Raw genomic sequence first — 24,345 nt, 5'->3', positions numbered from 1 at the left:
ACCGTCCGCGCCGGCCGCCGGGCTTCAACCGCCCGCCGCGCGGACGAGACATGTGCCGACAGGGCTGCGCGGGCCGGCGCGCGCGGACGGGCCATACCCCGACGAGGCCGCCCGGTCGGCGCGCGAGCACACTGCGCGCCGACCGGGCGGAGTCAGCCAGTCGGTCCGGTCCGCTTATCGGTCCCCATCCGGGCAGCCTCCGGCTCCGGCCCCGTGACGGAGCCCGGTACGGGGTCTGCGCAGGCGCGCGGCGTGCGGCCCCCGCCCGTGCCGTAGCCGAAGCGGATCAGCACCTGCGGGCCGCACCGCCGCTTCGGTCCGGCCATCGCCGCCCGCAGGTCCGGCCACTCCATCGCCTGGTGCAGCACCGAGGTGCGCACACCGAGCCGGGTCGCCGTGAGGAGCACCCGCTCCAGCGCCTGCCCCGCCCTCAGCCAGTCCTCCCGCCAGTCGTAGGACGTCCACAGCAGGGCCACCTGGGCATGGCGTTCGAAACGCAGGGCGGGCAGTCGCGGCACGGACAGCCCGCCGGTGAAGTCCCGCACCGGCATCCGGCCGGACACGTCCCGCGGGCCCAGGGCTGTGATCGGAATGCCGTACGACGCGTCACCTCCCGGAACGGTGATCCAGGTGCGCTCCTCGTCCGCGCGAGCCGGGTCGGCGGCGTTACGGTCCTCGGCCGCCTGCGTCAGGCGCAACAGGCGCCGGGTCCCCATGATGTCGGGAACATCCAGGTGCGCGCCCTCGGCCCGAGCCGAGCCGGTCATCTCGGACACGATCGGTTCCGGTACCGGACGGCCGGTGAAGGGCATCCTGCTCGTGTGGCGACGCTCGACCTCCTCGTACAGCTCGCGCAAGGGCAGCTGCGCGTCCGCGCCAGGCTTGGTCAGCCGCACGGTGGCGAGCAGATCCGGATCGTCCGGGGCGGGACAGAGCCGGACGACCGGATCCCAGCCGAGGTGCTCGGCGGCCACCCGGAGGTTGAAGACGGCCGCGCCCACCGACAGGTGCTGGGCGCGCTGCCGGGGATCGGCCTTCGGCAGCTGCCGCTCTCGGTCGAGACGGACCTGGATCAGTCCGTTGTCCGGGTCCAGGCCGAACCGCCAGGGTTGTGTGTTGTGAATCGACGGCGCCGCCACCGCCGCGGCCAGCAGGGCGTGAACCGTTGCGGCGTCTACTTTCCGGGTCTGCATCGAGGCTCCTTCGCACCGTTCTCCCCCGTTGCGTCAACCCTGCGCCGTCGACCCGCTCAGGAGGAGGGTTGACCGGCCCACACCGCGGGCCATGCGGCCCTCAATCGGGACGGAGACTGCACAGGAAGGGCTCCTGACAGCCACAACGGTCGCGGTGATCACCGGCATATCGCCGCTGCTCACCATGGCGGCCGAGCCCCTGGCAGCGGAACAGGATGTCTTCCGTGATCAGCCAACAGGGCGTCCCGCGGAGCGAGTTCGTCATCGCGGACGGATTGGGTCCGGCCGACGTCCAGCACGTTCACCGCGAGGCGCTCCATGTCCTGCGCTCCGACGTCGACTCAGCCGTCCTCGACGCCTACAGCGGCGAACCTTGGCCGCCTGCCGTACTGAACTCCTACGAACGCGCATTGTCCCTCGCCCGTGAGCAGACCGTCGGCGGCACTCGTTCCCGGCGGGGCGGCCTCGGCATGGGAATCGACATCGACGTGCGCGACGACGAGCAGTTCGGCGTGCTCCTGGACCTGGTTCCTTACACGATCAACGCGGACGGCTGGCAAGGCGACTGCTTGATATTCGGCGCCAGCGACACAGGAACCTCCCTGTGCATCGCCGTCACTCAAGAGCAGGAGACAGCGCTTCTTTCCCGACTGGCCGCACTGGGGGTCTCCTCGCCGGTCCTCGCCCCCTGCCACAGCGAAGGCGACACCGGAGTGTGTTCGGGGTTCGGACGCGCAGGGCCGAACAAGTTCGGTTATCACGTGGAGCCACCTGGTCAGTGACCCACTTCAGCCACTCACTGTGGCTGCCATCGCTGTCGTGCCCCACCGGAACAGCCGGTGTGGGCCGGGTCAAGTGGCAGGCAGGGCGGTGGCGAGCAGGACGACGCCGAGTGAGCCGACGAGGGAGACGACCGCCAGGGACCGGGCCAGTTCCGGGCGGCCCCTGGATTGTGCGATGCCGTGTCCCGCCGCCGCGATCATCACCACGGCGAACAGGGCGAGTTTGGCCGCGAGGGTGCGGCCGTAGCCGGGCTCGGCGAGCGAGGCCCACGTGACGCCCCGGTGCCAGGCCATGGCCCAGCCCGTGCCCAGTTGTACCGGCAGGAACACGGCGCCGGTCAGCATCCCGAACCGGCGCCCCGCCGCCGAGGTGAAGCGGTCCTTGGCCTCCGGGGCGAGCAGACGGCGGGCCAGCGGCAGGATCACCAGGGACAGTGCCAGCTGCCCGCCGACCCACAGGACGGCGCCCGCCACATGCGCGAATCGCACCAGGGACCACCAGCCGACGGTGTCCATCAGTCGCTCACCTCCACCATGCCGTGGGCGCCGGCCTCGGCATGGCGCATGTCGTGGTCGACGAAGGCGTAGTGCCCGGCCTCGGGGAACGTCGTCTCGACGAAGCCGCCCTGCGCCGTGGCCAGGTCCAGCACCTGCGAGCCGCCCGCCTGGTCCGGCCGGAGCAGATAGGCGCCCTCCTTGTACACGGTGTCGAAGACGGTGCCGACGATGTGGAAGGCGATGCCGTCGCTCGGCCCGGCCGCGACCACCCAGAAGCGGGCCCGTTCGCCGGCCTTCGCCTTCAGGGGCCGCTGGGTGTACTGGTTGGCGATGCCGTTGAACACCCAGGCGTCCGGGGTGTCCTGGCGCATCTTCGTCACCTGGGCGGTGCTGCCCGGCGTACCGAGGTAGAGCTCGGAGGAGACCAGCACGTATTCGTGGTCGACCTTCTTCAGGCCGGGCGGGTCGATGACGACGGCGCCGTACATGCCGTTGCCCATGTGCTGGAGCATCGGTGAGGTGCTGCAGTGGTACAGCCAGGCTCCGGCCTTCCCTGCGCGGAATCGGTAGACCAGGCGTTCGCCGGACTGGATCGTGCGCATGGGTCCGTCGGGGGCGAGGGAGCCTGCGTGGAAGTCGATGCCGTGGCCCATACCGGTGTCGTCGTTGACGAGGGTGACCTCGAAGACGTCGCCGACCTTGCCGTGCAGGGTGGGGCCCGGCGCGGTGCCGCCGAAGGTCCACATCTGCTGCTTCACGCCCGGGGCCACCTCGATCTCGGTGTGAGCGGCGTGCAGCTCGGCCTTGTGCACCGTGCCGCCGGGCGCGGGGGCCAGGTCGGCGGTGCGCGGCCGCCAGCCTGCGGAGAAGTCGGCGGAGAGGTCCAGGCCGCCGTCGGTGGCGGCCGGCATGTGTCCGTCCTGTCCCATCGACATATGTCCGGTGCTGTCCGTCGCCGTGTCATCCTTCTTCACGACGATGTCCAGGGTCATCCCGGCCGCCCGGTGGCCCGGCAGGGTGCACCACGCCTGGCGGTCCGCGGTGACCGCTCCGAGGTCGATCACCCGGCTCTGCCCCTTGCCGAGCATGGGTGTGGCGGGACCGTCCTGCACCTTGAGGTCGTGCCGCTGGGGGGCGGTGTTGGTGACCTTGAGACGCAGGTCGGTGCCTGCGGCGACCTCGATCCGGGCCGGGCGGATCCGCATGTCGGCCAGTATCACTGCGACGGTACGGGTGGCTCCGGAGCCACCGCCCGCAGCCCCGGCAGCGACGTCCGAACCGCCCGTGCTGCCACCGCTGTTCGCCACCAGCACGGCCAGCACGGTCACCACGGCACCCGCTGCGGTACCCCACAGCACGGGACGCCGCGCCGCACCGGCCCCGCCGGCCGCCCGCAGGAGACCGCGGCCGCCGCGGACGAGCAGGGACACCACCAGGGCGAGGAACGCGGCGCCGGCCGTCCCGGCGAGCAGCGCGCCCGCGGCGCCGGCGGGGTGGGGCAGCGGCAACGCCAGAAGGGCGACGCCGAGGTTGAGGACCGCCAGCCGCAGCGGCCAGTACCGCTCGAGTACCGCCCGCAGCGCGGCCCGGTCCTTGGGGCCGGAGGAGAGCACGACGGGGAGGAGATAGGTCAGGGCCCCGACGAGGACCTGGGCGACCAGCCCGACGAGTAGCACCGGGACCAGGGACCCGATGTCGTCCTGTACCTCGGCGAGCGGCCGCGCGACCAGAAGCCCCAGGTCCACGGCCACGCCGACGGCCAGCCATCCCATGGCCGCGGCCAGCGTCCACGCGGCGGCCGCCGAGATCGCGGGCCTCCTGCGCACCGTACGGGCGAACAGGTGGCCCGTGACAGCGACGCCGGCCGCGTACAGGGCCATGCCTAGTGCGGCGGCGGGGCGCCATCCGGCCGCCAGTCCGGCGACCGCGGTCAGCAGGCCGCCCCCGGTCAGCACCAGCACCCGTCGGGCCAGCCGGGTGGTGTGCTCGGCCATGCGCACGCCCAGCACAGTGGGCCAGAGCATGAACAGCGTGCCCAGCACGGGCAGCCCGATCCAGCCGAGGAGTGTCACGTGCACGTGGGCCAGCTTCAGCCCGGTGTAGTGCTGCGGGCCGGCCCTGCCGGTGGCCAGCAGCCAGCCCAGGACCGCGCCGACGATCAGCGCCGCCGCGGCGGCCCGGTAGTAGTCGGCGATCGGGGCGAGCCGTCCGCCCAGCGCTCCCCGCCCCATGCGAACCAGCACCACCAGGTGCGCGGTGATCGCGGCGACCAGCAGCGCACACCCGGCACCGGTCAGGACGGGCAGGTCCGCCCACACGCCGCTGAGGACACCCACGACCCCGATGTTGACGCCGGCCAGCCGGGCGTTGCTCCACCGCCGGTCGGGCAGCCGGGTGTGGAGCATGGCGACTGCGAAGTGCTCGCTCCACACCACGATCGCCGTGGTCGCGGCACCGAGCAGAAACAGGTGGATCGCCAGCCAACGGGCCACTGGCAGCGTCTGCTGGACGCTAGCCGCCAGCAGCGCGAGCGCCGCCCAGGCCGCGACCAGACCGTGGGCGGCCAGGTGACGGCCGCGCTGTCCGGACGCCTTGAACCTGCTCGGCGGGCGGGTAGCGTCGGCAGCCGGGTCATCGTTCTTGCTGTGCACGGTGCTCCTTGCCGCCCGGGGCGGCGGTCGGACGGGGACGAACAGGCTGCTCGGTGCGAGCGGTCCCGGCCCGCAGCGCGGCCAGTTCCCGCTGGTAGGGGAAGGACCCGGGGACGTAGCCGCACCACGGCTCCTCGGCGTACGGGTCGCCGGTGACGCCGTAGGCGCGAGAGCGGGAGCCGCCGCAGACGTGGCGGAACTCGCACGCCCCGCACCTGCCGCCCAGCCGGTCGGCGTCCCGCAGACCGGTGAACAGTTCGGAGGTGCGGTAGATCTCCGTCAGCGGCCGCTCGCGCACGCTGCCCGCGCCGAGCGGCAGGAACCCGCTGGGGTGGACGGATCCGGTGTGGGAGACGAAGACGAATCCGCGGCCCGCGTTGACGTCGAGCGGCGGACGCCGTACCCGGCGCACGTCGGTGGCAAGGCCCAGGTCGGCGACCCGGTCACGCAGCTCCTTGTACAGCGGGCCGAGTCCCAGTACCGCGAGATGGTCGTCGCCCTTGTCCGCGAGGATCTGGCGCTGGAGCGCGACCCGGCGGAAGTGATGGGCTTCGGTGGTCTTGGCGGGGATGGTCACACCTACGTCGTAGACGAAGTTGAGAATGTCCTCGACCTCGCCGGGCGTCAGCACGCCGAGGCTGCGGCCCCGGCCGGTGGGCACCAGGAAGAAGGCGCTCCACAGCATCGCCCCGTGCTCGGCGACCAGGCGGACGATGTCGGGGAGGTCGTGCAGGTTGTGCCGGGCTACCGTCGTGTTGATCTGCACCTTCATACCGAGGGCGCGTGCCGTGTCCCAGGCGTCCAGGGTCCAGCGGAACACGCCGGGCACCCCGCGGAAGGCATCGTGAAGTTCGGCGGTGGAGCCGTCCAGGCTGAGGGAGAGCCCGGACGCGCCCGCGGCGTGCACGGCGCGCAGTCGCTCCTCGGTGAGCGTCGGGGTGCCGGAGGGCGAGACGGCGACCCGGACCCCGATTTTCCTGCCGTAGGCGATGAGGTCCGTCAGGTCGGGGCGCTGGAAGGGGTCCCCTCCGGTGATCACGAACAGGGGGGCCGGCTGCCCGAAGGCGGCCACCTGGCGCAGCAGGTCCTGCGCGGCGACGGTGTCCAGCTCCCGCGGGTCGCGGTCGGGCACGGCCTCGGCACGGCAGTGGAGACAGGCCAGCGGGCAGGCCCGGGTGGACTCCCAGATGACGATGAACGGCCGCTGCCCCGCGTCGTGGCGCTGGCGGCGGATGGCATGCGTGGCGGCGCTCATCGCGCGGTCCTTCCCGGCGTCCTGCGGCTGTGTCCGGCCGCCCCGGAATCGGGGCAGACGAGGCGGGCGGCCGGACGGTGACCGGACCGGACCGCGCGCGGCTCCCACCGTGAGCGGCAGCGGTGGGATCGGCCTCGATGGCGGGCGATGTGGTCGTGCACGGGGTTCCTCCGGATCGGTCGCCGTCAGCATCCACCGGCGGCGGTGGTCGGCGCGGCGGCCGATGGTCTTCTCGGACGGGGCCGATGGTCCCTTTTCTGATGGGCGCACAGGGCCGACGGTCCCCGTTCGCGGCAGGCGTACAGGGCCGGACGGACCGTCGGAAGGGTGGCGGGCGGGAGTCCGGACCGCCTGGGCGCCGCCGGGTGTTCAGGAACGGTTCGGGGAGCGGGGTGCCAGGGTGTCCGCGGTGGCGACCAGTGCGATGCCCAGGCCGGTCAGTGCGGCGCCCAGGCCGGTGACGAGGGTGGTGATCTGCCATGCCTGGTAGGCGGACATCAGCGAGGCACGCAGGGACTGGCCCATGAACGCGGTCTGGCGCAGCTCGGAGAGCTGCTCGTCGTCGCCGCCGGCGGCGTGCAGCGCGGCGGTGATCTCCGCATAGGCACGGCCGCCGGTGGCCCGGTCGAGATTGCCCTTGATGAACTGGGCGTAGGCGTGCGCCTCGGCGCCGGTTTCCACCGGCTGGCCGGCGTAGGCCTTGAGTTCGGCGGGCAGCCCGCGGTCGGGGAAGGTGATCTTCTGAGCGGCCAGTTCTGTACGGATCTCCTTCCTGCCGCTGCGTCCGCGCACCAGCATGACCGGTCCGGCCACGGCCAGCGCGACGCCGACCGTCCCGAGCAGGGTGCCGGCCCGACGATGTGTTCCGTCCATGGCGTGTCTTCCTTCTTTCCTCATGTGCATGCGTCGTGCTCGCGTGGTGCTCGCGGGTACGGCGGGTGCGCGCACCCGCCGTACGTGAGCGACGTCCGCCCGCTGCCGGGAGGGGGCGGTGGCGCCGCGTCAGTGGTGGCTGAGCCGCAGCCGCCACGCTTCGGGGCCGCGTTCCAGGTACTCCACCGAGAAGATCCCGGGGTTGCGCTGCTCGATCTGCGCGAGGAGCGGCAGCGGGTCGTGCGGTGCGACCAGCACCATCGCGGTGCCCGCCGGGACGGCGTCGAGAGCGCCGAACACGGTGGCGTGGCGCAGGGCGTGCGGAACTTCCCGTACATCCAGCTCGGGCTCCGCGCCCTCTTCCGCACCGCCGCAGCCGCACACTCCGCCGCAGCCGCCGGTCTCCTCGATCAGTTCTTCCCGCATGTCCTGTCCTTTCTCGGTGTTCCGGGTTTCATGGGTGCCCTCGGCGGACGTGTCCTCCGCGAGCCGTTGGTGCATGTCCGCGAGCAGATCCGCGAGCGAGATCCCGGGCGTCATGGCGAGCAGCGGCAGCACGAGGCCGTTCTCCTTGGCCAGGTGCTCCTCGAAGAACACCTGCAGGGCACGGGCGTCGGCCGCCGAACCTGCCGGGGTGGGCGCCGCGCGCAGGGAGTCGACGAGCGCGGTCAGACAGCGGTGTTCGCCGATCAGACTCTCGACGAGCAGCCGTGTCTCGGGCAGGCCGTGGGCGGTGGGGTAGAGCGCGGCCTCCTCGGCGGCGGCGTGCGGCAGCAGCGAGCGGTCGCAGAAGGCCAGCAGGCCTAGGTGGATCTCCTTGGCGGCGCCCAGGTCCTGGTCCACGGCCGTGAGCAGCATCTTCACCCGCCCGGCCAACTCTCCCGCGAGGCGGGCATGATGCGCCGCGGCGGCTTCGAGGGCCGCGGCGTCCTCGGGGGCCGAGGCGAGGGTGAGCACACTCATGACGGTGTCTCCAGGAAGTCGGCGGTCGGCTCGGCCGACCGGTTCGGGCGGGGAGGGCGTTCCGGGGTCCGGTGCCGGGGAGGGCGGATGCTGCGTCCGGCCGCGGTGGAGCGGCCGGACGCACGGCCGAACCGGGCGACACGGGCCGTACGCGCTGTGCCTGTGGCGGCCGGGGACGAAGGAGAGGTCGCCTGGCAGGCACGGCATGCGATGGCCCGGACGGACGGCCGTCTGCGGTTCGGACGGACGGCCGTCTGCGGTTCGGACGGACGGCCGTCTGCGGTTCGGTCGATGCCCAGCATGCAACTCCGGCCACACCCGACCAGGCGGCCGACCGGACCTGGCACCGGGACCGTTCGGCCCTATTGCGACCGCTCAGAGTGGGCCGGAAAGCGGTCCGGCAGGGACCGCCGGACCCAGGTACGCCGAGGTCCGTGGCACCTAGCGTCCCAGCCATGGAGAACGATCAGAACGTACGACGGCAGGCGTCGCGCGCCGGTCAGGACTGGCCGCTGGCCGCCCGGCGGCTGCTCACCCGCCGTGAGGTGTCGTCCGACGGCCGCGCCGTGTTCGGCGAGAGCGACCCGAAATGGGAGAGTTTCTACCGAGACCGGTGGGCGCACGACAAGGTCGTACGGTCCACGCACGGCGTCAACTGCACCGGTTCCTGCTCATGGATGGTGTACGTCAAGGACGGCATCATCACCTGGGAGCACCAGGCCACCGACTATCCGTCGATCGGCACGGACTGCCCCGAGTACGAGCCGCGCGGCTGCCCGCGCGGCGCCTCGTTCTCCTGGTACACCTACTCCCCCAGCCGGGTCCGCTACCCCTATGTGCGCGGCACGCTGCTGAAGCTGTGGCGCGAGGCACGCAAGCGGCTCGGCGACCCGGTCGCCGCCTGGGCGGAGATCACGTCCGACCCGGCGAAGGCGCGGGCGTACAAGCGGGCCCGCGGCAAGGGCGGTCTGGTGCGCGCCGGCTGGGACGAGGTGAGCGAGTTGGTCGCGGCCGCCCACGTCCACACGGTCAAGGCGTACGGTCCGGACCGGGTGGCGGGCTTCTCGCCGATCCCGGCGATGTCGATGGCGTCGTTCGCGGCCGGTACCCGGTTCATGTCGCTGATCGGCGGCACGCTGCTGTCGTTCTACGACTGGTACGCCGACCTGCCGGTCGCCTCCCCACAGGTCTTCGGCGACCAGACCGACGTCCCCGAGGCCGCCGACTGGTGGAACGCCGGCTACCTGATCATGTGGGGCTCCAACATCCCCGTCACCCGCACGCCCGACGCGCACTTCCTCACCGAGACCCGCTACAACGGCGCGAAGGTCGTCGCGGTCAGCCCCGACTACGCCGACAACGTCAAGCACGCCGACGAATGGCTCTCCCCGCACCCCGGAACGGACGGGGCGCTGGCGATGGCCATGGGCCACGTGATCCTGCGCGAGTTCCTGATCGACCGCGAAGTGCCGTACTTCCAGAAATACTTGAGGACGTTCACGGACGCTCCGTTCCTGGTGACCCTGCGCGAGCACGCGCTGGGGCTGGTGCCGGACGGGTTCCTGACCGCCGCCGACCTCGGGCACGACGAGGGGGCCGAGGAGAACGCAGGGTCCAAGACCGTTCTCCTGGACAGCGCGACGGGCGAACCCGTGGTGCCGAACGGTTCGCTCGGCTTCCGCTGGGGAGAGACCGGCGCGGGCCGTTGGAACCTCGACCTCGGCGATGTCGTGCCCGAGCTGAGTCTGCTGGAGCGGGCCGAGGACACGGTCGCCGTCGTGCTGCCCCGGTTCGACGAGGGCGCCACCGAAGGTGGCTCGACGATGGTGCGCGGTGTTCCCGTTCGCAGGATCGGCGGGCGGCTCGTGACCACGGTGTTCGACCTGATGCTGGCCCAGTACGGCGTGGCTCGTCCGGGCTTGCCGGGCTCCTGGCCCTCGTCGTACGAGGACGCGTCCGAGCCGTACACGCCGGCCTGGCAGGAGACGATCACCTCGGTCCCGGCCGAGCAGGCGGCCCGGATCGCCCGGGAGTTCGCCCGCAACGCCGAGCGCACCAACGGCCGTTCGATGATCGCGATGGGCGCGGGCACCAACCACTGGTTCCACTCCGACACCATCTACCGGGCCTTCCTCGCGCTGACCACCATGACCGGCTGTCAGGGCGTCAACGGCGGCGGCTGGGCCCACTACGTCGGCCAGGAGAAGGTCCGCCCGGTCACCGGGCAGCAGCACCTGTCGTTCGCCTTCGACTGGCAGCGGCCCACCCGGCACATGGCCGGCACCTCGTACTGGTACCTCAACACCGACCAGTGGCGCTACGAGGCCATCGGGCCCGACGAGTTGGCGTCGCCGCTGGGCGAGGGCCGCTTCGCGGGCAAGTCCACCGCCGACTGTCTGGCCCAGGCGATCCGGATGGGCTGGACCCCCGGCCATCCCGGCTTCAACCGCAACCCGCTCGACCTCACCGACGAGGCGGCCGCCGCCGGGCGTCCGGTCGCCGAGCACATCGTCGACGAACTCAAGTCCGGGCGGCTGCGGTTCGCGGCCGAGGACCCCGACGACCCCGCCAACTTCCCCCGCGTACTGACTGTCTGGCGGGCCAACCTGCTGGGCTCCTCCGGCAAGGGCAACGAGTACTTCCTGCGCCATCTGCTGGGCACGGACGCGGCGGTCCGCTCCGAGGAGACCCCGCCCGAGGCACGCCCGCAGGACGTGGTGTGGCGGGAGGAGGCCCCCGAGGGCAAGCTCGATCTGCTGGTCACCATGGACTTCCGGATGACCTCGACCAGCCTGCTCTCCGATGTCGTCCTGCCGGCCGCGACCTGGTACGAGAAGGACGACCTGTCCAGCACGGACATGCACCCCTTCGTGCACGCCTTCACCCCGGCCATCCCCCCGCCCTGGCAGGCCCGCACCGACTACGACATGTTCCTGACCATCGCCGACAAGTTCAGCGAACTGGCCGGTGAGCACCTCGGCACCCGCACCGACGTCCTGGCCGTCCCGCTGCTGCACGACACCCCCGATGAACTCGCCCAGCCCGGCGGGGTCGTACGGGACTGGAAGGCTGGCGAGTGCGAGCCGGTCCCCGGCCGGACCATGCCCAAACTCGTCGTCATCGAGCGGGACTACGCGGCGGTGGCACAGAAGATGCGCGCCATCGGCCCGCTCCTCGACACCCTGGGCACCACCACCAAGGGCGTCACCGTCCACCCGAACCAGGAACTGGACGACCTCCGGCGCCGCAACGGCACCGTCCGGGACGGAATCGCCGCCGGGCGGCCCTCGCTGGCCACCGCCTCCGACATGTGCGAGGCAATTCTCGCCCTGTCCGGCACCACCAACGGGCGCCTCGCCACCGAGGGCTTCCGTGAACTGGAACGGCAGACCGGCAGCAAGGGTCTCGTGGAACTCGCCGCCGAACGGGAGGGTGAGCGCATCACGTTCGCCGACACCCGCACCCAGCCCCGCGCCGTGATGACGTCGTACGAGTGGTCGGGCAGCGAGGCCGGCGGACGGCGCTACTCCGCCTTCGTCATCAACAAGGAGCACAAGAAACCCTGGCACACCCTCACCGGACGGCAGCACTTCTTCGTGCAGCACGACTGGATGGCCGAATTCGGCGAGCAACTCCCGGTCTACCGGCCACCGTTGAACACACCCCGGCACTACGGCGACGATCAGCTGCATGAGGACGGCCGGGCGGAGGTCACGGTCCGCTATCTGACACCGCACTCGAAGTGGTCCATCCACTCCAACTACCAGGACAACGCGCACATGCTCGCGCTGTCCCGTGGCGGCCCGGTCATCTGGATGTCCACCGCCGACGCCGAGAAGATCGGCGTCAAGGACAACGAGTGGATCGAGGCCTACAACCGCAACGGCGTCGTCGCCGCCCGCTCCGTGGTCAGCCACCGCATGCCCGAGGGCACGGTGTACATGTACCACGCCCAGGACCGCAACGTGAACGTGCCGAAGACCGAGGTCAGCGGCAAGCGCGGCGGCATCCACAACTCCCTGACCCGCCTGCTGATCAAGCCCACCCATCTGGCGGGCGGCTACGCCCAGTTCACGTACGCCTTCAACTACTACGGCCCGACCGGCAACCAGCGCGACGAGGTCACGGTCATCCGCCGTCGCTCGCAGGATGTGGAGTACTGATATGCGCGTCATGGCTCAGATCGCCATGGTGATGAACCTCGACAAGTGCATCGGCTGCCACACCTGCTCGGTCACCTGCAAGCAGACGTGGACCAACCGCACCGGCGTCGAGTACGCCTGGTTCAACAACGTCGAGACCAAGCCCGGCGTCGGCTACCCCCGTCGCTACGAGGACCAGGAGCACTGGAAGGGCGGCTGGATGCTCGACAAGCGCGGACGGCTCGTCCTGCGCTCCGGGGGACGCCTCAAGCGACTGCTGTCGCTGTTCTCCAACCCCGATCTGCCGTCCATCGAGGACTACTACGAGCCGGTCACCTACGACTACGACAACCTGGTGAGCGCCCCGGCAGGCCCGGACATGCCGGTGGCCCGCCCCCGTTCGGTCCTCACCGGCAAACCCACCGCCATCACCTGGGGTGCCAACTGGGAGGACGGCCTCGGCGGCGCGGGCGAGAACGCCGGCGCCGACCCCAACCTCACCGGGGAATGGGCAGAGAAGGTGAAGTTCGAGTTCGAGCAGACCTTCCTCTTCCATCTCCCCCGCCTGTGCGAGCACTGCCTCAACCCGGCCTGTGTGTCGGCGTGTCCGTCCGGCGCGATGTACAAGCGGGTCGAGGACGGCATCGTCCTGGTCGACCAGGACCGCTGCCGCGGCTGGCGGATGTGCGTGACGGCGTGCCCGTACAAGAAGGTGTACGTCAACCACGCCACCGGCAAGGCCGAGAAGTGCACCTTCTGCTTCCCGCGCATCGAGGCCGGACAGCCAACCGTCTGCTCCGAGACCTGCGTCGGCCGTCTGCGTTACCTCGGACTGCTCCTCTACGACGCCGACCGCGTCGGCGAGGCCGCGGCCACCCCGGACGAGAAGGACCTGCTGGACGCCCAGCGCGGCGTCTTCCTCGACCCGCACGACCCCGAAGTCATCGCGGCCGCACGGGAGTCCGGCATCCCCGAGGACTGGCTGGACGCAGCCCGCCGCTCCCCGGTGTACGACCTGGTCATGCGTTACAAGGTGGCACTGCCGCTGCATCCGGAGTACCGCACCCTGCCGATGGTCTGGTACGTGCCCCCGCTGTCGCCCGTGCTGGACGCCGTGGACGCGGCGGGCGGGAACCAGGACGACCCGGACCATGTCTTCGCCGCCGTCACCCGGCTGCGCATTCCGCTGGAGTACCTGGCGGAACTGTTCACCGCCGGAGACGCCGACGTGGTCGGCGGAGTGCTGATGAAACTCACCGCACTGCGCTCGTTCATGCGCGAACGCACCCTGGGCGAGGAGGGCGACGAGGCGGTGCTCAAGGCCGTCGGCCTCACCGCCCGGGACGCGGAGGACATGCACCGCCTGCTCGCGATCGCGAAGTACGCCGACCGCTATGTCGTCCCCGCCGCGCACAAGGAGGACGCGGCCTCCCTCAGCGCGATGGAGAACCGCTGCCCGGTCGAGTCGTCCGACGCACCGGACGACAACGGTGGCGGACGCGTGATGCTCGGGATCCCCACCCTGCGCCGCAAGAACACCGGAGACCGACCGTGAGCCCCCTGCCCGCAAGCATTCCCGCCCTCGTCCGCACCCGCGTCCGGGCGGCCGTACGCCGCCCGGCCCGGCTCACGCCCGAGGAGGCCGAGGCACGCACGCTGCTGCTGCGGATGTGCTCGCTCCTTCTCCAGTACCCGGACGACGAACTCACCGCCGCCCGGCCCGCCCTGACGGACACCGTCGAGGCGCTGCCGCCCTCACCCGCAGCCCAACACCTCGCCGGCTTCACCGCCTGGTTCACCTCCCAGGAGCCGGATGCGCTGGAGCGCCATTACGTCGAGATGTTCGACCTGCGCCGCAAGAGCAGCCTCTATCTCACCTACTACCTGCACGGCGACACCCGCCGACGCGGTATGGCCCTGCTCACCCTGAACCAGCGGTACAAGGCCGCCGGTTGGGACACCGACGGGGGTGAACTGCCCGACCACCTCCCGGTCGTGCTGGAGTTCGCCGCCCTGACCGGCACCGGCGCGGGCGAGGCACCGCTGCGGCAGCACCGGCGCGGACTGGAGCTGATCCACCGGGCTTTGGACGACGCAGACTCCCCCTACCGGCATGTTCTGGGGGCGTTGCTCACCCTGCTCCCGCCGCCCACCGAGGCGGACCGGGCCGCGGTGGCCCAGCTGGTCGCCGAGGGGCCGCCCAACGAGGAGGTCGGACTCGACCCCTACGGGACGTACGGGGAGGGGGAGTTCGCCCCTCCGGGCACGTTCGTGCCCCCGGTACCCGCCCCGCCGACCCGTATGCCGTCCCACCCGACCAGCCGTACGGAAGGCCCCCGATGAACGCCCCCCTCCACCCCCTGGCCGCCGCTTCCGTGAGCGGCGCCGATCTGCTCCTGTGGGTCGCGGTCCCGTACATCTGTCTCGCGGTGTTCGTGGTCGGGCACATCTGGCGTTACCGGCAGGACCAGTTCGGGTGGACCTCCCGCACCAGCCAGCTCTTCGAACACCGCTGGCTGCGGTGGGCCAGTCCGCTGTTCCACCTGGGTGCCTTCATGGTGATCGGCGGGCATGTCGTGGGGCTCGCGATCCCCGACTCGTGGACCGAGGCCGCGGGCATCTCCGAGCACGCCTATCACACGACGGCCGTCTGGGCGGGCTCGGTGGCGGGCGTTGCCATGGTCACGGGGCTCGGCATGCTGTGCGCCCGACGGCTGCTGACCCGGCGGATCCGACTGGGCACCGACCGCAGCGACAAGCTTCTCTTCCCGCTGCTGTCCGCCACCGTCCTGCTGGGCATCACCGCCACCGCCACGCACAACGTCTTCGGCCCCGGCTACGACTACCGAGCCACCATCTCCGTGTGGTTCCGCGGCCTGTTCACCCTCCAGCCGCAGCCCGAGGCGATCTCCGGGGCTCCGCTGCTGTTCCAGCTGCACGCCCTGACCGCCTGTCTGCTCTTCGCCGCCTGGCCGTTCACCCGTCTCGTGCACGTGTGGAGCGCGCCCATCGGATACCTCGCCCGGCCGTACCTGGTGTACCGCAGGAGGGCCGCACCGGCGACAGCCCCGACGGCAGCGAGCCGGACCCGGCGGGCCTCCCACTCCGGGCGAACCCGATGAGCCAGGGTCCCGCGCTCTCGACGCAGTCCACGACCGCCGCGGCCACGCACACAGCGGGCGCCGCCCGCCGGACAGGCCTGGTGATGCTCCTCGCCGGAATCGTCGGCTGGCTCGCCTCCTTCCAACTGACGGTGGACGACTGGCGGTTGCTCCGCGACCCCACCTATCAACCGCCGTGCAACATCAGCCCGGTCGTGAGCTGCGGCAGCGTCATGTCCAGCTCGCAGGGCAGTCTGTTCGGCTTCCCCAACATGCTGCTCGGGCTGGGCGCCTTCGCCGCCGTGGCCGCCCTGGGCGTCGCCGTCCTCACCGACGCGCGACTGCACCGCGGGCTCTGGCTCGCGCTGGACGCCGGGGCGCTGGTGGGGGTGGTGTTCGTCCACTGGCTGATGGTGCAGTCACTCTACGAACTCAACAAGATTTGCCCCTATTGCGCCGGCGTGTGGATCGCCACCATCGGACTGTTCTGGTGCGTCACCGTGCACTGCCTGGAACGCGGAATCCTCCCCGCTTCACGGCGCGTGCTGGCGATCGTCAGGGACACACACTGGATGCTGCTCGGCGCCTGGTACGGGGTGATCGCGCTGCTCGTCCTCACCCGCTTCTGGCCGTACTGGAGCAGCTTGCTGTGACCGACGGCAGAAGTCGACGCCCAGACAACTCACAGATCACACGCACGAAAGACACCACGGGCTGTGCGCGGCGGTCCGGCTTGGCAGTCACCGCTGAACAGAGAGCCAGTCCTTCCGGCGGCCGTTCTGCCACGCCCTGAGGCCGGACCAGCGCAACGATCCGACCGAGCGGCAACTGCTGTGCTCACGGGCCGGCGCGGACGGGTTGCCCCTTGCGCGTCCGGCCCGTGCCCGCTGGGCGCGGCGGACTGCACAGCGCGCCCTCGATCGTGGTGGTGACAGCCGAGCGTGGGGACCGGAGCCGGGCGGACGACACAGCCGGGGTACTCATCCGCCCGATCAGAACCTCCGGGATCCGTGCACCGCCGCAGGTCGGGTCCAGTGTCCGCCGCCCCTGGCTCCTGCCCGCTGCTACGAACCGTCCGCGTGCACCGCGTACACGTAGCGCTTGTTGACGTATTCGCCCAGGTTCCAGATCACGGACTCGCTGAAGGCCCAGCCGGAGGCCCCGCTGCTGTGGTAGCTGAGGTCTTCGCAACCGATGACCAGGTCGCACACCGCGCCGGCCGTCGAAGCCCCGGAGGTGAAGCTGCGCAGGGTTCCCTTGGTGGAGGTGCCGTCGCTGGCGGAGAGATAGTGCTTGCTGTTGCGGGACACCACGCCCTGGATCTTCTGCTGGCTGACGGTGACGGCCTCCGTCGCGGTGAGCGAGCCGAGTTGCCGGTCGGTGTAGTCGAGGTTCCAGCGGACCACCTTGGGCGTGGTGGTGCCGACACCGGTGCCGTTGAAGGTGCCGTCCGTGTAGCTGACCGCGCCGGACAGGGAGTACTCGCTCACGACGAGGCTGTCGGGGGTGCTGGCGCGGTCGAGCCCGATGGCCGTGTAGCGCAGGTAGGTTCCCGCGTTGTCGTAGGCCGCGCTCTGCGGAAGGACGTACTGGTAGCCGTACCCGTAGTAGGACCCGTCAGTGTGCAGACCGCACACGTCCTTCTCGGTGAGAGGCACCTTGAAGAGGGTGTTCAGGTCGAATACCCGCAGTCCCTTGTAGGTGTCGACCACATAGAGGAGGTTGCCGTACCACATGATGCCGCCGGCATGCTTGCGGATCGGGTTGAACGAGAACTCGCCCGTGGCGGTCTTGACGGGCTCGACCAGCAGGACGTGCCGGTACTTCGGCGCCGACGCGTTGTTGTAGTTGACGAACGTGAGCCGCAGACCCTTGTCGATCGCGTACTCGTCGACTCCGTCACCGTCGGGATCGGTCTCGAAGTACCAGGAGGCGAGGACGACGCGGTTGCTTCCGCCTTCGGGATAGTTGCCGTTGCCATAGGCATCCGCGCTGGTGGTGACGCCCTGGGGAATCCAGTAGTCGACCGCCTGGTCGTCGGAGTCCCAGGCGAAGCCGGTCTCGAAGGCCTCGGCCGTGCTGGGGGCGCTGGTGAGATGGGTGGCACTGCGGTTGACGTCGGCGATGACGGTGGCCGCGTCCACCTTGGGCAGCTTGGTCGCCAGACCGGCGGACAGATCGGCGAACTCGCCGTAACTGTTGGAGGACCTGCTGGTGAGGGTGAACTGGCCGGCGTCGATGGTGGCCGCCTGAGCGGGGGAGGCGGAAAGGACACTGCCTGCGGCTCCGATGAACGGTGCGGCAGCCATTCCCTTGATGATCGCTCTTCGTGTCATGGTCACACCACGAAAGCTATGTTTCCTTGATCAACAACACAAGAGGGGCCATCATATTCGACGAGGCGGCTCGGTCTGTACCGGATGCGACATGATCAGCACGCCGGCCGCCGAGTTCCCGGCAGGGCAACCGGGGCGACCCGGGCATCAGGCCTGCGATCGGGGGTACCTCCCCTGTGGAGGTACAAGATGTTCGAGGCAGGTGACATCCGCGAATGGCGTGGCCACGACGTGGTGGATCCCGGCGGCCACAAGATCGGCATTCTGGAATCCGTCTACGTCGACACGGCGACCGACAGTCCGTCCTTCGCCACCGTGACCGTGGGACTGCCGACGCGCCGTCGCCTGGTGTTCGTACCTCTTGACGGCGCGACCGTCGGGCCGGGCTACCTGAAGGTCGCTCACGACAAGAACCTGGTGAAGAAGGCCCCGGCCATCGACACGGACGGCGTGCTGCCCGCCACGGACGAGCCAGGAGTCTTCGCACACTACGAACTCGAATACATACCGGGAGTCAAGGGCGAGCGCCGGCTCGCCCGTCGCTGATCCGCCGAAAGCCGCCGGGAGAGACCGATGACCCTGTTCCTGTTCCTGATTCTTGTGGCCCTCGTCCTGGGCATCATCGGATTCGCCGCCCACGGACTGTTCTACCTGCTGATCATCGGCTGCCTCGTCCTGCTCGCCGATCTCGCCTACGCCGGCATGCGCTTCCGCCGCGGCGGACGAAAGCAGCGCATGGCCCGGTGAGCGCATGGCCCGGTGAACCCGGACGCCCGGCACCGGACGACCCGGTCCGTTCCGGCCGGCCCGGCGGTTCCGGGGCGTAAGCGATCATGGCCGGGTACGTCCTCGTCGTACCCGGCCACAGCCGTCGGGGCCTTGGCGGCCCCTGGGACCGAAACCGTCACCGCGCGACCGGAGTTGTCCTCACCCGCCCAGGTACGGGCTGTAGAGCGCGGACAGGAAGCGGGTGACGATGACCTCGCGGGTCGCAGCCGGGAGGGCGTCCAGGAGACGGTTCACCGGGGCCATCCGGGCCGCATTGTCGCCGGTCAGGTCCACACCCGCGGCGGGGAGCAGTGCCGCGAAGGACGCGTTGTCGAGTTCGGTCAGGTCCACCTGCTGGAGCAGGTCGACGATGTCCGCGGGGGGCGTCGGGGGCCCGAGCGGACGGATGATGTCGACGCATTCGCGCAGTACGGCGAGCAGTTCCTCGACGCCGTGCTCGCTGACCCCGGTGAGGGTCAGGTGCAGGTTGGCCGGGAGGCCGTCGAGGCTGAGCTGGGGCTGGAGGAAGAAGCCCCGGGCGCGGGTCTCGTCGGCGAGGGCGAAGAGGTCGAGCGGGGTCTCGGCCGTCGGGTCCACGCCGATGGCCACGAGGGTGGCCTCGGGGGTGCCGAGGACCGTCAGGCCGTCGATGGCCTCGACGCCGCTGATCAGTGTGCGGGTCGCGGACAGGGCGGCGCGGCCGAGTTCGCGGTAGCCGTCGGCGCCGAGGGCCTGCAGCGTGGCCCACGCCCCGGCGAGTGGGCCGGCTCCCTTGCTGCTCTGGATCGTGGAGTTGACGACGCTGTAGCCGGGCCAGGCGGCGCAGGCGTAGTAGGCGTTGAGGCGCAGGGCCTCGTCGCGGAACAGCAGTACGGAGGCGCCTTTGGGGGCGTAGCCGAACTTGTGCAGGTCGCAGGAGAGGGAGGTGACGCCGGGGACGGAAAGGTCGAAGGCCGGGACGGGCGCACCGGCCTCGGCGAGCCAGGGCAGCAGCCAGCCCCCGACGCAGGCGTCGACGTGGCAGGGGATGCCGCGGGTGGCGGCGTCGGCGGCTATCTCCGCGACGGGGTCGATGACGCCGTGGGCGTAGGACGGGGCGGAGGCGACGACGAGGACGGTGTTCTCGTTGCAGAGCGCCGCCGTTGCGGCCGGGTCGGCCCGGTAGGTCGCGGGGTCGACGGGTGCGCTGCGAACGGTGACCCGCAGGTAGCTGCCGGCCTTGTGGAACGCGGCGTGGGCGGTGACCGGGACGACGATCTCCGGGGCGAGGACGTCCGGGCGGGCGTCCCGGGCGGCCTTCACCGCGAGGATGATCGACTCGGTTCCGCCGCTGGTGAAGATGCCCGGGGTGGCGTCGCCGCCGCCGAGGCGGGCGGCGGTCGCGCCGACGACCTGGCGTTCCAGCGCGACGATGCTGGGGAAGGCGGTCGGGTCCAGGCCATTGACCTCCATCATCGTCAGATAGGCCCGTTCGGCGGCTTCGCGTACCTCGGGACGGCCGCTGTCGTAGACATAGGCGGTGGTGTGCCCGCCTCGAGTGGGCAGGTCGGCGGCGGTGAGGACGGCGAGTTCGGCGAGAAGGTCGGCGCCGGAGCGGCCGGTCTCGGGCAGACCGGGGTGGGCGGCCTGGGCGGGGACGGTGGCCTGCTGAGGAGTCGTCATCGGGTGGTTTCCGTTTCTAGCGCGGCGCGGCGGCGGCCGTAGGCGCGCAGGGCAGGCAGGGAGAGCAGCATGAGGAGTGCGGGGACGAGGCTGAAGCCCAGCAGGATGCCGGTTCGCGCGGTGGCGGTCTGGGCGACCGGGTGGTCCAGGGTCGAGGAGACGAAGCCGGTGGCTGCCAGGGCGATCGAGTACGCGCCGGGTCCGGCCGCGAGGCCGACAGTCTCACCGGCCGTCCACAGTCCGGTGAACGCGCCGGACTGGACCTGGCCGGTCCTGGCCTTGTCGGCATGCACCGTGTCGGGCAGCAGAGCGAGCGGCAGCACCTGAAGGGCCGCGTAGCAGACGCCGAGCAGCCCGCAGAGTGCGAGCGTCGCGACGACCGCGCCGGTGCCACTGCCGTGGCCGGCGGCCGGGAACAGGGCCACCGCGCCGACGGCGTACCCACAGGTCGCGAACGTGAGGCAGCGCAGCCGTCCCCAGCGTCCGGCGGCCTTGGCCCAGAGCGGAACGGCGACGGCGCTGGGCGCGACCAGGCAGACGAAGAGCATCGAGGTCAGGCCGTAGCCGCCGAGGCGGTAGGTGGCGACGTACGGTGCGGCGGCGAGCATGATCGCGACGGCGGCGGCCTGCAGCACGAAGGCGGCGAGCAGCGCGAAGAACGCGCGGTTGCCGCGTGCGGTGCGGAAGGCCGCGACCAGGCCGAGAGGTTCGGGCCCTGGTCGTGAGCGCACCCAGCGGGTACCGAGGGCGGGCACCAGCAGGACCGCCGCGACGACGAGGCCCACGGTCAGCCCCATCGCTCCGTATCCCGTGCGGCCTCCGCCGGCGGCGCTGACCACCAGCGGGGCCGCGCCGCCCGCGACGAGGATGCCCAGGGTCAGGAAGACGATCCGCCAGACCATGATCCTGGTGCGGACGGCCGGTACGGACGACATCTCGGCGGGCAGGGCGACGTACGGCACCTGGAACAACGAGAAGGCACTCGCGGCCAGAACGAAGGTGACGGTCACCCAGACCGCCGCACCCGTGCCGGTCATCGGGGACAGGAACATCGCCGCGAAGGCGGCGGGCAGCGCGAGCGCACCGGCGACGAGCAGCCGGGTCCGTCGGCCGGTGCGGACGGCCTCACGGTCGCTGGCGGCACCGACCAGGGGGTTGAACACGGCGTCCCAGGCCTTGGGCAGGGCGACCACGAGTCCGGCGATACCCGCGGGGACGCCCAGCGCGTCGGTCATGAAGTAGAGCAGCAGAAGGCCGGGGACGGTGGAGAAGATGCCGGTGCCGACCGAGCCGAGGCCGTAGACGAAGAGGCGGCGTCGGGTGAGTTCATCGTCGTCGGTGGTCGGGGGGACCAGGGCGGTCGTCATCCGCGCCCCTGGTCGCGCGGTTCCTCGTCGTACGGTTCCTGGTCGCGCGATTCCTGGTCGCGCTGTTCCTGGGCACCGAGCCCCAGATCCCGCAGGACCAGGGCGCGCAGGTGGGCGCGGAAGCGCGGGACCTCGGCGCGGATGCCCGAGCGGCAGAAGCCGTGGGTGCTCCACAGCACCGTCCAGACGGTCATCTCGATGTCGGTGGGTGCGGCGGCCCCGGTCGGCGGCGCGGCCGGGACGACCTCGCGCACGGTGTCGCGGACCGATTCGATCAGCGGGCGCGCGTAAGTGGCCTCCAGATCCGCGAACTCGGCCGCGTCGGAGAGCCAGCGGCGCATCCACAGGGCAGGGATGTGCGGCTGGTCGAGACAGAAGTCGAGGTACCGATCGACCAGGTCGGTGACGGCCGCGACCGGATCGGTGGGCGCCAGCGCCCGGAACGCGACCAGCGCGTCCGTCAGCACCCGCTGCTCGGCGAGGTGGGCGCGGAGCATGACCTCCCGGTAGAGGTCCGGCTTCCCGCCGACGTGGTAGGCGACGGTGGCCATGTTCAGCCCGGCCTCGGCGGCGATACGCCGGGTGCTGGTGCCGTCGTAGCCGTGGTCGGCGAAGAGTGAGGTGGCGGCCGCGATGATGCGTTCACGACTGGCATCGGCGGGCGGTGGCGCGGGGGCGGGTGAGGCGGGTGGCGAGTCGGACATGGCGGGGAGAATACGTCTCCGGAAGGCATCGATCAATCGATTGATGGAGACCGTTTCCGCGACTCCGGCCGGCCCCTCGCAGCCCCGTCGACCCCGCCCGGCCTCTCACGACCCTGCCGACCGCGCCGGACCTCTCGCGGCGGCCGCCGAACACACCCGCGAACGCCCATACCGAAAACGGCTGCCGAACCACGCCCGCCGTGCTACTTCGAATGAGCCGACCGGCTCGACCGTGACGCACGTCACACAGCGTGGCGCGGATTTTTACCTGGCGCAATGATCACCGAGGCCGCGGCAGCCGTACCACCTGCGAAATCTGATCATCACGTCAGGAGGCACCATGCCCGTCTCACGCAACTTGGCAGGAACGGTCTTCGTGGGCGGTGCGGTGGCCCTGACTCTCACCGCGCTCGCCTACCCCGCCATGCTCGGCTTCCAGACCGCGTCGAGCGCCCAGACCCGCGTCATCGCGAACACCCAGTGGGGCCCGCTCACCGAGGCCGACCGCGACTTCGTCGTCAAGGTCCGCGCGGCCGGGCTGTGGGAGTACCCCTTGGGTGAGATCGCGCTGAAGAAGGGCTCGACACCGGCGATGCGGGAGGCCGGCAAACATCTGATCGTGGGGCACGCCCGCCTCGACGATCTGGACCGCAAGGTGGCCGTACAACTGAACATCACTCTGCCGAACCAGGCGTCTCCGCAGCAGCAGCAATTCGTGGCGACGTCCGTCGCCCAGAACGGCAAGCAGTTCGACACGACCGCCGCCAACATCCTGCGCGTCACGCACGGGAGCATCTTCTCGGTCATCGCCAAGGTGCGCGCCACCACCGAGAACTCGCTTGTACGCGCGCTCGCGGACCTCGCGAACGACACGGTCCTCGACCACATCACCGTGATGGAGAAGACCGGCACCATCAACTTCGACCAGGTCCTCGCCCAGCAGACCGCCCCGCCGACGCTCCCCAAGGACCAGCTCACGCCGCCCCCGCCGCAGCCGGGTGCCCCGCTCGTCGTCCTCACCCCGCGGCCCGACCTGAACGTGCACACCGACTCGCCGACACCCAGCCCGCAGGTCGGCTGATCAGCGCGGGCCGACGGATTCCCGTCCGGCCGCCTGCGCGGCCGATCTCGACCACGCGGGCAGCATCACCGTCGACCGACGTCGGCCGTATGGCGATTCAGCGGCTCTCCTCAAGGACCGTCTCCGGGCTCAGTTCGCGGCGGATGAGTGCCTGGGCCACCTCGGTCGAGCGCTGGTGGCGGATTCCGCTGTAGCGGCGCAGAGTCCGGGCGGCCTCCTGGACGGTGAGAGATCCGGCGGCGGCGAGCATGCCGACGGCCGTGTCGGTGGCGGCCTTGGCGGACACCGTCGCCTGGACCCGCGTGACGATGTCCGCCGGACGGAGCGGTTCGACCGTCCATTGGACTACGGCGATGGCCGCGACATCGGCCAGGGCCTGCAGAAGCGCCGTGTCCTGCTCGGACAGGGCTCCGGTGGTCCCGGTCAGGAGGTTGAGGGCGCCGACGACCTGATGTCTGATGCGCAGGGGAAACGCGTAGGTGCCGACGTATCCGGCGGTGCGGGCGAGCTGGACGAAGGCCGGCCACCGGTCGGTGAGGACGGACAGGTCGGGTGCGCTGATCGCCTGGGCGGTACGCCAGGAGTCGATGCAAGGGCCGTGGCCGGTCTGGACCTGGAACAGCTCGATCATCGCGGCACGGTCATCGGTGACGGCGATGGGGCGCAGACCACCGCGGGCGGTGGACAGCATGACGCCTGCGGCGTCCACTCCGGTGAGGGTGACACAGTGGCCGACGAGGCGGTGCAGGAGAACGGTGGGATCGGCATCGTCGGCGACGATGTCGGTGAGACCGACGAAGGCCTCGGTGATCTGCTGCTCGCGACTCATACGGATGTCACCGTTCTCCCGCTCCGGGCTGCCGGAGGGACGGGCCTAGGCCGTTTCCTTCGGATCACCTTGCAGACCAGATGAAGATGGCTGCGAGGTGGAGTCCGGCGAGGTAGATGGTGGCGGTCTTGTCGTAACGG

General features: G+C 70.9%; 20 protein-coding genes. 9 read left to right on the top strand and 11 right to left on the bottom strand.

The features are described from left to right. Positions 1 to 152: 152 nt before the first annotated feature. Entirely contained in the window at positions 153 to 1,193 is a 1,041-nt protein-coding gene (locus ACFYR3_RS28985; RefSeq protein WP_389285087.1) for an Acg family FMN-binding oxidoreductase, read from the bottom strand. A 224-nt stretch (positions 1,194 to 1,417) separates the two neighbouring features. Between ACFYR3_RS28985 and ACFYR3_RS28980 the strand changes: the two genes are divergently transcribed. Beyond that, entirely contained in the window at positions 1,418 to 1,975 is a 558-nt protein-coding gene (locus ACFYR3_RS28980) for a hypothetical protein (RefSeq protein WP_389285086.1), read from the top strand. A 69-nt stretch (positions 1,976 to 2,044) separates the two neighbouring features. Here the strand turns inward: ACFYR3_RS28980 and ACFYR3_RS28975 are convergent, their stop codons facing one another. The 5 genes from ACFYR3_RS28975 to ACFYR3_RS28955 form a co-directional block, all read right to left on the bottom strand. Next, positions 2,045 to 2,491: a hypothetical protein gene (locus tag ACFYR3_RS28975; RefSeq protein ID WP_389285085.1), complete on the bottom strand. Its 447-nt coding sequence runs from the start codon at positions 2,489 to 2,491 to the stop codon at positions 2,045 to 2,047. Beyond that, entirely contained in the window at positions 2,491 to 5,124 is a 2,634-nt protein-coding gene (locus ACFYR3_RS28970; RefSeq protein ID WP_389285084.1) for a multicopper oxidase domain-containing protein, read from the bottom strand. The genes ACFYR3_RS28975 and ACFYR3_RS28970 overlap by 1 nt, the downstream gene beginning before the upstream one ends. Next, positions 5,105 to 6,379, bottom strand: coding sequence for a TIGR04053 family radical SAM/SPASM domain-containing protein (locus ACFYR3_RS28965; RefSeq protein ID WP_389285083.1), 1,275 nt, complete (start codon positions 6,377 to 6,379; stop codon positions 5,105 to 5,107). Before ACFYR3_RS28965 ends, ACFYR3_RS28970 begins: the two co-directional genes overlap by 20 nt. 369 nt (positions 6,380 to 6,748) lie before the next feature. Further along, a complete protein-coding gene (locus ACFYR3_RS28960) occupies positions 6,749 to 7,252 on the bottom strand; it encodes a hypothetical protein (RefSeq protein ID WP_389285082.1) in 504 nt (167 codons plus the stop codon). A 129-nt stretch (positions 7,253 to 7,381) separates the two neighbouring features. After that, on the bottom strand, positions 7,382 to 8,215 hold the full coding sequence (locus tag ACFYR3_RS28955; protein ID WP_389285081.1) for a DUF2249 domain-containing protein: 834 nt from the start codon (positions 8,213 to 8,215) through the stop codon (positions 7,382 to 7,384). Between the two features lie 455 nt (positions 8,216 to 8,670). Between ACFYR3_RS28955 and ACFYR3_RS28950 the strand changes: the two genes are divergently transcribed. From ACFYR3_RS28950 to ACFYR3_RS28930, 5 genes are read left to right on the top strand one after another with little or no spacing between them, the layout of a single operon-like run. Continuing rightward, complete coding sequence (locus tag ACFYR3_RS28950; protein ID WP_389285080.1) at positions 8,671 to 12,378, top strand: nitrate reductase subunit alpha; 3,708 nt, start codon at positions 8,671 to 8,673, stop codon at positions 12,376 to 12,378. A 1-nt stretch (position 12,379) separates the two neighbouring features. Beyond that, positions 12,380 to 13,912: a nitrate reductase subunit beta gene (narH, locus tag ACFYR3_RS28945; RefSeq protein WP_355841622.1), complete on the top strand. Its 1,533-nt coding sequence runs from the start codon at positions 12,380 to 12,382 to the stop codon at positions 13,910 to 13,912. After that, the gene (gene narJ / locus ACFYR3_RS28940) at positions 13,909 to 14,700 is read left to right on the top strand and encodes a nitrate reductase molybdenum cofactor assembly chaperone (protein ID WP_355841625.1); all 792 of its coding nucleotides are present in this window, start codon (positions 13,909 to 13,911) and stop codon (positions 14,698 to 14,700) included. Before narH ends, narJ begins: the two co-directional genes overlap by 4 nt. Further along, positions 14,697 to 15,479, top strand: a complete 783-nt coding sequence (gene narI, locus ACFYR3_RS28935) for a respiratory nitrate reductase subunit gamma (RefSeq protein WP_355841628.1) — start codon at positions 14,697 to 14,699, stop codon at positions 15,477 to 15,479. Before narJ ends, narI begins: the two co-directional genes overlap by 4 nt. Next, entirely contained in the window at positions 15,476 to 16,111 is a 636-nt protein-coding gene (locus ACFYR3_RS28930) for a vitamin K epoxide reductase family protein (RefSeq protein ID WP_389285079.1), read from the top strand. Before narI ends, ACFYR3_RS28930 begins: the two co-directional genes overlap by 4 nt. Positions 16,112 to 16,522: 411 nt before the next feature. Here the strand turns inward: ACFYR3_RS28930 and ACFYR3_RS28925 are convergent, their stop codons facing one another. Then, positions 16,523 to 17,767: a hypothetical protein gene (locus tag ACFYR3_RS28925; RefSeq protein WP_355841634.1), complete on the bottom strand. Its 1,245-nt coding sequence runs from the start codon at positions 17,765 to 17,767 to the stop codon at positions 16,523 to 16,525. A gap of 216 nt (positions 17,768 to 17,983) precedes the next feature. Here ACFYR3_RS28925 and ACFYR3_RS28920 point away from each other — a divergent pair, with 216 nt between their 5' ends. Together ACFYR3_RS28920 and ACFYR3_RS28915 are read left to right on the top strand one after the other, a co-directional pair. After that, positions 17,984 to 18,340: a PRC-barrel domain-containing protein gene (locus ACFYR3_RS28920; protein ID WP_355841636.1), complete on the top strand. Its 357-nt coding sequence runs from the start codon at positions 17,984 to 17,986 to the stop codon at positions 18,338 to 18,340. A gap of 27 nt (positions 18,341 to 18,367) precedes the next feature. Beyond that, on the top strand, positions 18,368 to 18,541 hold the full coding sequence (locus tag ACFYR3_RS28915; RefSeq protein WP_355841639.1) for a hypothetical protein: 174 nt from the start codon (positions 18,368 to 18,370) through the stop codon (positions 18,539 to 18,541). A 180-nt stretch (positions 18,542 to 18,721) separates the two neighbouring features. On the opposite strand, the gene ACFYR3_RS28910 is transcribed toward ACFYR3_RS28915, so the two are convergent. Genes ACFYR3_RS28910 through ACFYR3_RS28900 form a run of 3 tightly spaced genes read right to left on the bottom strand, consistent with a single transcriptional unit; the run spans position 18,722 to position 22,295 of the window. Continuing rightward, positions 18,722 to 20,224, bottom strand: a complete 1,503-nt coding sequence (locus ACFYR3_RS28910; protein ID WP_355841642.1) for an aspartate aminotransferase family protein — start codon at positions 20,222 to 20,224, stop codon at positions 18,722 to 18,724. Further along, complete coding sequence (locus tag ACFYR3_RS28905; RefSeq protein WP_355841645.1) at positions 20,221 to 21,591, bottom strand: MFS transporter; 1,371 nt, start codon at positions 21,589 to 21,591, stop codon at positions 20,221 to 20,223. Before ACFYR3_RS28905 ends, ACFYR3_RS28910 begins: the two co-directional genes overlap by 4 nt. Then, the gene (locus ACFYR3_RS28900; protein WP_355841648.1) at positions 21,588 to 22,295 is read right to left on the bottom strand and encodes a TetR family transcriptional regulator; all 708 of its coding nucleotides are present in this window, start codon (positions 22,293 to 22,295) and stop codon (positions 21,588 to 21,590) included. The genes ACFYR3_RS28905 and ACFYR3_RS28900 overlap by 4 nt, the downstream gene beginning before the upstream one ends. Before the next feature lie 340 nt (positions 22,296 to 22,635). Here ACFYR3_RS28900 and ACFYR3_RS28895 point away from each other — a divergent pair, with 340 nt between their 5' ends. Next, a complete protein-coding gene (locus ACFYR3_RS28895; RefSeq protein WP_355841651.1) occupies positions 22,636 to 23,376 on the top strand; it encodes a DUF4142 domain-containing protein in 741 nt (246 codons plus the stop codon). Positions 23,377 to 23,473: 97 nt separating this feature from the next. Here ACFYR3_RS28895 and ACFYR3_RS28890 read toward each other — a convergent pair whose 3' ends face one another. Further along, on the bottom strand, positions 23,474 to 24,205 hold the full coding sequence (locus ACFYR3_RS28890; RefSeq protein ID WP_389285077.1) for a GAF domain-containing protein: 732 nt from the start codon (positions 24,203 to 24,205) through the stop codon (positions 23,474 to 23,476). Positions 24,206 to 24,345 lie beyond the last annotated feature (140 nt).

The sequence above is a fragment of the Streptomyces sp. NPDC005784 genome (assembly GCF_042871525.1).
Lineage (GTDB): Bacteria > Actinomycetota > Actinomycetes > Streptomycetales > Streptomycetaceae > Streptomyces.
This window is presented reverse-complemented; position numbering and strand designations above follow the sequence as displayed.

Bases quoted from the DNA above. Each gene is read 5' to 3' on its own strand.
- ACFYR3_RS28985 (WP_389285087.1), bottom strand. From the start codon at position 1,193: ATGCAGACCCGGAAAGTAGACGCCGCAACGGTTCACGCCCTGCTGGCC.
- ACFYR3_RS28975 (WP_389285085.1), bottom strand. From the start codon at position 2,491: ATGGACACCGTCGGCTGGTGGTCCCTGGTGCGATTCGCGCATGTGGCG.
- ACFYR3_RS28965 (WP_389285083.1), bottom strand. From the start codon at position 6,379: ATGAGCGCCGCCACGCATGCCATCCGCCGCCAGCGCCACGACGCGGGG.
- ACFYR3_RS28960 (WP_389285082.1), bottom strand. From the start codon at position 7,252: ATGGACGGAACACATCGTCGGGCCGGCACCCTGCTCGGGACGGTCGGC.
- ACFYR3_RS28955 (WP_389285081.1), bottom strand. From the start codon at position 8,215: ATGAGTGTGCTCACCCTCGCCTCGGCCCCCGAGGACGCCGCGGCCCTC.
- ACFYR3_RS28950 (WP_389285080.1), top strand. From the start codon at position 8,671: ATGGAGAACGATCAGAACGTACGACGGCAGGCGTCGCGCGCCGGTCAG.
- narH (WP_355841622.1), top strand. From the start codon at position 12,380: ATGCGCGTCATGGCTCAGATCGCCATGGTGATGAACCTCGACAAGTGC.
- narI (WP_355841628.1), top strand. From the start codon at position 14,697: ATGAACGCCCCCCTCCACCCCCTGGCCGCCGCTTCCGTGAGCGGCGCC.
- ACFYR3_RS28930 (WP_389285079.1), top strand. From the start codon at position 15,476: ATGAGCCAGGGTCCCGCGCTCTCGACGCAGTCCACGACCGCCGCGGCC.
- ACFYR3_RS28925 (WP_355841634.1), bottom strand. From the start codon at position 17,767: ATGGCTGCCGCACCGTTCATCGGAGCCGCAGGCAGTGTCCTTTCCGCC.
- ACFYR3_RS28920 (WP_355841636.1), top strand. From the start codon at position 17,984: ATGTTCGAGGCAGGTGACATCCGCGAATGGCGTGGCCACGACGTGGTG.
- ACFYR3_RS28915 (WP_355841639.1), top strand. From the start codon at position 18,368: ATGACCCTGTTCCTGTTCCTGATTCTTGTGGCCCTCGTCCTGGGCATC.
- ACFYR3_RS28910 (WP_355841642.1), bottom strand. From the start codon at position 20,224: ATGACGACTCCTCAGCAGGCCACCGTCCCCGCCCAGGCCGCCCACCCC.
- ACFYR3_RS28905 (WP_355841645.1), bottom strand. From the start codon at position 21,591: ATGACGACCGCCCTGGTCCCCCCGACCACCGACGACGATGAACTCACC.
- ACFYR3_RS28900 (WP_355841648.1), bottom strand. From the start codon at position 22,295: ATGTCCGACTCGCCACCCGCCTCACCCGCCCCCGCGCCACCGCCCGCC.
- ACFYR3_RS28895 (WP_355841651.1), top strand. From the start codon at position 22,636: ATGCCCGTCTCACGCAACTTGGCAGGAACGGTCTTCGTGGGCGGTGCG.
- ACFYR3_RS28890 (WP_389285077.1), bottom strand. From the start codon at position 24,205: ATGAGTCGCGAGCAGCAGATCACCGAGGCCTTCGTCGGTCTCACCGAC.